The sequence below is a fragment of the uncultured Halopseudomonas sp. genome (assembly GCF_963977355.1).
Lineage (GTDB): Bacteria > Pseudomonadota > Gammaproteobacteria > Pseudomonadales > Pseudomonadaceae > Halopseudomonas.
Genome location: NZ_CAXBOV010000049.1, coordinates 1 through 5,626, shown reverse-complemented (window position 1 = coordinate 5,626; position 5,626 = coordinate 1). Strand labels below are relative to the sequence as shown.

At 55.9% G+C, this 5,626-nt stretch carries 6 protein-coding genes; all 6 read left to right on the top strand.

The window, feature by feature from the left end:
- The first annotated feature begins 344 nt into the window (after window positions 1-344).
- The 6 genes from AAC076_RS17085 to AAC076_RS17060 all read left to right on the top strand — a co-directional run bounded on the left by AAC076_RS17085 (window position 345) and on the right by AAC076_RS17060 (window position 5,241).
- The gene (locus AAC076_RS17085) at window positions 345-746 is read left to right on the top strand and encodes a response regulator (RefSeq protein WP_339848022.1); all 402 of its coding nucleotides are present in this window, start codon (window positions 345-347) and stop codon (window positions 744-746) included.
- Window positions 747-1,044: 298 nt separating this feature from the next.
- Window positions 1,045-1,812 carry an ABC transporter ATP-binding protein gene (locus tag AAC076_RS17080; RefSeq protein ID WP_339848020.1) on the top strand — a complete coding sequence of 256 codons (768 nt, stop codon included), beginning with the start codon at window positions 1,045-1,047 and terminating at the stop codon, window positions 1,810-1,812.
- Between the two features lie 12 nt (window positions 1,813-1,824).
- A complete protein-coding gene (locus AAC076_RS17075; RefSeq protein WP_339848018.1) occupies window positions 1,825-2,574 on the top strand; it encodes an ABC transporter substrate-binding protein in 750 nt (249 codons plus the stop codon).
- Window positions 2,575-2,618: 44 nt separating this feature from the next.
- Window positions 2,619-3,311 (top strand): ABC transporter permease, encoded by a 693-nt coding sequence (locus AAC076_RS17070; protein ID WP_339848015.1) that lies wholly within the window; start codon window positions 2,619-2,621, stop codon window positions 3,309-3,311.
- A gap of 20 nt (window positions 3,312-3,331) precedes the next feature.
- Window positions 3,332-4,009 carry an ABC transporter permease gene (locus tag AAC076_RS17065; RefSeq protein WP_339848024.1) on the top strand — a complete coding sequence of 226 codons (678 nt, stop codon included), beginning with the start codon at window positions 3,332-3,334 and terminating at the stop codon, window positions 4,007-4,009.
- Between the two features lie 8 nt (window positions 4,010-4,017).
- Window positions 4,018-5,241, top strand: coding sequence for a methyltransferase (locus tag AAC076_RS17060; protein WP_339848013.1), 1,224 nt, complete (start codon window positions 4,018-4,020; stop codon window positions 5,239-5,241).
- Window positions 5,242-5,626: the final 385 nt, after the last annotated feature.

The window sequence follows — 5,626 nt, the reverse complement described above, 5'->3', positions numbered from 1 at the left end:
AGCAGAGGATTGAAAATCCTCGTGTCGGCGGTTCGATTCCGTCTCTGGGCACCATCATTTTAAAAGCTCGCCTCATGGCGAGCTTTTTTTTGCCCTCGATTTCTCCTGCACACCTTTCATCAGGTCACCTATTTCTGTCCCTCGCGCGGTTGCCTGCCTGATTGCGGAACTTTGGCCCTGACTATTGTCTAGTACTCTGGCATTCCCTTTTTTGACTGGTTCAGCTCAACAAGCGTTTTGAGGGGGATCTGTCAAAGAAGGTGTTCAGCTATGCGAACGCATACAGAACACTGAGTTTTTTGAGCTAGGACGGCCGCACCGAGAAAACCCCAAGGACCAAGATGATGCCTGATGCCGTCGCTAAACCGCTGGTCCTGCTGGTTGAGGACGAAAGAGGGATAAGAAGGGTGATGGAGATGCTCTTCGAAGACGAAGGCTATGATGTGTTGACTGCCAAGAATGGTAGCGAAGCCCTTGAACTGCTTGCCAATGTGACACCCAGCATGATCATTACCGATTACATGATGCCCGAAATGGATGGCGCACAGCTGTTGCGTGCGATACGTGACGATCCGGGGTTGAGTGCTATTCCCGTGCTGCTGATGAGCTCGGCGCATCCAGCCGATTTGCCCAGCGACCACCTTGCTGATGAGGTGTTTCTCAAAGGCGGCGAGCTTGATTCACTGCTGGCGATCGTGGGTTCCCTGATAGAAGGCAACGCGCCATCTTCGACCAGCCTGGCCTGATCAGCACCATCGCCGTGCGCTTTCGCAGTCCTTCCCGTTTAAAAGTCTCAGACTGCGTATTTCCCGGCCCTCTGCCCCAAGTGCTCTGGTCGAGTTTGCTCCCAAGCTTGTTCTGGAAAGACTTTTGCATGCATATTCGAGACATGACCCTGAGAGGGTTCTTGGTCATGGGGCGCACCTGTGCTAGTTTTGCCTGATTACAGGATCATTACTCCTAAACAGACGGAACTGTGTTGGTACGCTGGACCATTCCGGCCAAATTTACTGACGCCTCTGGCGCCGATCTGGAAAACAATACGTGACACCGCCCGCACTGGAAGTCCGCAATCTGCACAAACGTTTTGGCGATCTTGAAGTCCTCAAGGGCGTCGATCTGGTTGCCCGTGACGGCGCCGTTATCTCGATTCTTGGTTCGTCCGGCTCGGGCAAAAGCACGCTTCTGCGCTGTATCAATCTTCTAGAAAATCCCAACGAAGGTCAGATCATCGTTGCCGGAGAAGAGATGAAACTCAAGGCGGGCAAGGACGGTGCCCTGGTAGCCGCGGACAACAAACAGATTAACCGGTTGCGTGCCCGAGTAGGGTTCGTGTTCCAGAGCTTCAACCTCTGGCCGCACATGAGCATTCTGGACAATATTATCGAGGCCCCGCGTCGTGTCCTGGGGCAGCCCAAGGCAGATGCTGTCGCAGCCGCTGAGCTGTTTCTGGAAAAGGTCGGGATCGCTGACAAGCGCCATGCCTTTCCTGCGCAGCTTTCTGGCGGCCAGCAGCAGCGCGCTGCTATTGCCCGTACCCTGGCAATGCAACCTCGCGTCATTCTCTTCGACGAGCCTACCTCGGCGCTGGATCCGGAAATGGTGCAGGAAGTGCTTTCCGTGATCCGCGCGCTGGCTGACGAGGGGCGTACTATGCTGTTGGTAACCCACGAGATGGGCTTTGCCCGACAGGTGTCGAGTGAGGTGGTGTTTTTGCACAAGGGGCAGGTCGAGGAAATCGGCACTCCTGAGCAGGTATTTGAACACTCTAAATCAGAACGCTGCAGACAATTCATGTCCAGCCACAAGTAAGGAGCAGTACCCATGAAAAGCTACAAGAAGGTTCTGTTGGCGGTCACTGCCGCCATGGTATTCAGTGCCCCGGCTTTCGCCGACAAGCTGCGCATCGGTACCGAAGGGGCTTACCCTCCATTCAACATGATCGACAGCAGCGGTGAAGTGACCGGCTTCGATATCGACATAGCCAAGGCGCTGTGCGAACGGATGGACGCTGAGTGCAGCGTGGTTATCTCCGATTGGGACGGTATTATTCCGGCCTTGAATACACGCCGCTTCGACTTCCTGGTTGCCTCCATGTCGATCACCGAAGAGCGCGAGCAGGCAGTGGACTTCACTCTGCCTTACTACACCAACAAGCTGCAGTTCGTAGCACCCAAGAAATCCGAGTTTGGTGTGGAAGAAGAGAGCCTCAAGGGCAAGACCATCGGGGCCCAGCGCGCAACCATCGCTGGCCAGTGGTTGGAAGAGAATATGGGCGATGTAGTCGATATCCGCTTGTATGACACCCAGGAAAACGCTTACCTGGACATGAACGCAGGTCGCATTGATGGCGTGCTGGCTGATGCCTTCGTGCAATACGAGTGGCTGCAAAGCGAAGCTGGTGCCAATTTCGAGTTCAAGGGTGAGCCAGTATTCAGCAACGACAAGATCGGCATCGCTGTTCGCAAGGGTGATCCGCTGCGCGAGCGTCTGAACAAAGCCCTGCAGGAAATAGTTGATGATGGTACCTATGGCGCTATCAATGCTAAGTACTTCCCCTTCAGTATCTATTGACCTGACTGGCCGGGCCCTTCGGGGCCCGGAACTGATACCTGCCCATGCTAGATCTACAAGGTTTTGGTCCAGCCCTGATTGAAGGGACCTGGATGACCATCCGCCTGTCCCTCGCATCTGTCGCACTCGGGCTGCTGCTCGGACTGCTGGGTGCCAGTGCAAAAATTTCCGAGAATTCGCTGGTGCGTGGTGTCGGCGGATTTTACACGTCAGTCGTGCGTGGCATTCCTGAAACCCTCTGGGTATTGCTGGCCTATTACGGCACCACCTCGATTTTCAATTATCTGGGCAGCTTTTTTGGTAATCCCTACCTGACATTGAGCCCCTTCATCGCCGGAACCATGGCGTTGGGGCTGTGCTTTGGGGCCTACGCTACCGAAGTGTTTCGGGGTGCCTTGCTGGCCATTCCCAATGGCCAGAGGGAAGCCGGGCTGGCGCTGGGCATGTCCCGACCCAGGATTTTCTGGCGCATTACACTGCCTCAACTATGGCGCGTCGCTCTGCCGGGCCTGGGCAACCTCTATCTTATTCTGCTCAAGGATACCGCCCTGGTGTCGCTGATCAGCCTGGAAGAGATTATGCGCAAGGCTCAGTTCGCGGCCAACGCGACCAAGGAGCCGTTTACCTTCTACTTCATGGCCGCTCTGATTTACCTGGGACTGACGGTGATCATAATGGCCGCACTGCACGTCTTCGAGCGTCGTGCCAATCGGGGCTTTGTGAGGACTGAACTGTGAGCTGGGCCGAACGCTGGGAAATGATCGCGCGGTTTTTGCCGGACCTGCTCGAAGGCACCTTGATGACCCTGGAGCTGGTCGGGGTAGCCGTAGTTGTCGGTCTAATTCTTGCCATCCCCTTGGGGATTGCCCGTGCATCGCGCCATTGGTACATCCGCGCGCTGCCCTATACCTACGTCTTCTTCTTTCGCGGTACGCCGTTATTGCTGCAATTGTTTCTGGTCTATTACGGCCTGTCGCAGTTCGAGGCGGTTCGCGAGAGCATATTCTGGCCTTACCTGCGCGAGCCCTACTGGTGCGCGCTGATCACCATGACCATGCATACGGCAGCCTATATCGCAGAGATTCTGCGTGGTGCCATTCAGTCGGTCCCCGGTGGTGAGGTCGAGGCGGCGCGTGCCCTGGGTATGTCCCGGCGGCAGGCGCTACAGTACATCATCCTGCCACGTGCAATCCGCATCGGGCTGCCTGCCTATGGCAACGAAGTTATCCTCATGCTCAAGGCTAGCGCAGTGGTTTATACCATCACACTGATGGATATCATGGGTGTAGTGCGGGGTATCAACGCCCGTACCTATCAGTTTGAGCTATTCTTCCTGGTCGCCGGCGTAATCTATCTGGTCATCACTGTTGTTTTCACTCAGCTGTTCAAGCTTGTAGAGCGCTGGCTCCAGGTTGAGGCCAGCCGCAAGCGCTGAGCTCACCGATGAATTTTGCCGAGCGCTTCCAGCAACTGGATGCCTGGCTCGCCGCACACCAAAAACTGTGGCGAGCCAAGCCGTTTATCGAGCATCAGTGCACCTGGGAAAACCAATGGCCCGAGCTCGCCACATGGCTACGCAAGCGCAGCCTCGAGCAAGCTGAGCAAGCCCATACCCAGCCTCATCTAATCCATGCGCCAGCGCCCTTTGGCGAGTTGGCGAGGACGGCCATCGCCTTTACGCAGGTGCCTGACTGGTCTTCACAGTCTTGCGACGTGTTTCCAGAACCGCTGCAACGTCACATCCCCGGGCGCAAATGGCAGCAGATAATCCGCTTTGCTCAGGCAAGCCAGACCCGTTGGCAACAACCCACCCGTCACTGGGTCGACTGGTGCGCAGGGAAGGGCCATCTGGGACGTCTGATGGCATGGCAGGGTGGTCAGTCCCTGTTGTGTCTGGAGCAGAACGCGCAGCTGAACCGCGACGGCGAAAAACTCAGCGAGTCGTTTCTGCTGCATGCCCGGCACCAGGACGCCGACGTTCTCAGCCCCTCTGCCTGGCATTATCTGGCGCCTGAGCAAAGCCTCGTGGCGTTGCACGCCTGTGGGCAATTACATATGACGCTGCTGCAGCGGGTCGCAGCCAGAGGATGCGCCCAGGTGGCCCTGGCGCCCTGTTGTTACAACCGCATCGAGGGGATGGACTACATGCCCCTGTCAGAAATTGCACAGCGCGCGAAGTTAAAGTTGAGCAAGGATGATCTTGGTTTACCAATGCAGGAAAGTGTTACCGCAGGACAGCGGACGCGACGCCTGCGTGACTGCTCCATGGCGTGGCGCCTGGCGTTCGATCTGTGGCAGAGAGAAGCACAGGGTTCGGACCACTACCTTCCCACGCCTTCGCGCCCAGAAAGCGCTATGAGCCAGGGAATCGCTGCTTTCTGCCGTGAGCTGGCCAGCTACCATAATCTGCACTTGCCAGAGCCTGCCAGTTGGCCCGAGCTGGAACAGCGAGGCTGGCAGCGGCTGGCTGAAGTTCGTAACCTCGAGCTTGTGCGCGGACTTTTCCGCCGACCGCTGGAGATGTGGTTGTTGCTGGACCGGGCCCTGTTCATGCAGGAGGCTGGCTACCGCGTTGAAATCGGCCTGTTCTGCCCGGCAGAGCTGACGCCACGTAATTTTTTACTGATTGCTGAATTGCCTTGCGCACAAGCCATCACCAGACTGTGAACGGCTTGCACACAGACTTATCCACAGGATGGCTGTTTTTGAACTTATCCCCGACGTCTGTGCATAACAATGTTGATGACTTATTGGTATCCCTCTGCAAGCCATACAGAATAAGGTCTGTGGCTATCTGATCAAAAATGAATCAAAGTGGATAAGCGAGAAGAAACAAGAGGTTAAGGCCTCTTTGTCAAGTGCTGCTATAGATTTCATGCACAAGCTGGTCCTCTCAATGAATAAGCACAAAATCACGAAATTTCGCTTCAAGGTGCTCTCACGTCTTTACACAGCACTCAGCCTAGATATAATGCACCCCGCGCCGGTATAGCTCAGCTGGTAGAGCAACTGACTTGTAATCAGTAGGTCCCGAGTTCGACTCTTGGTGCCG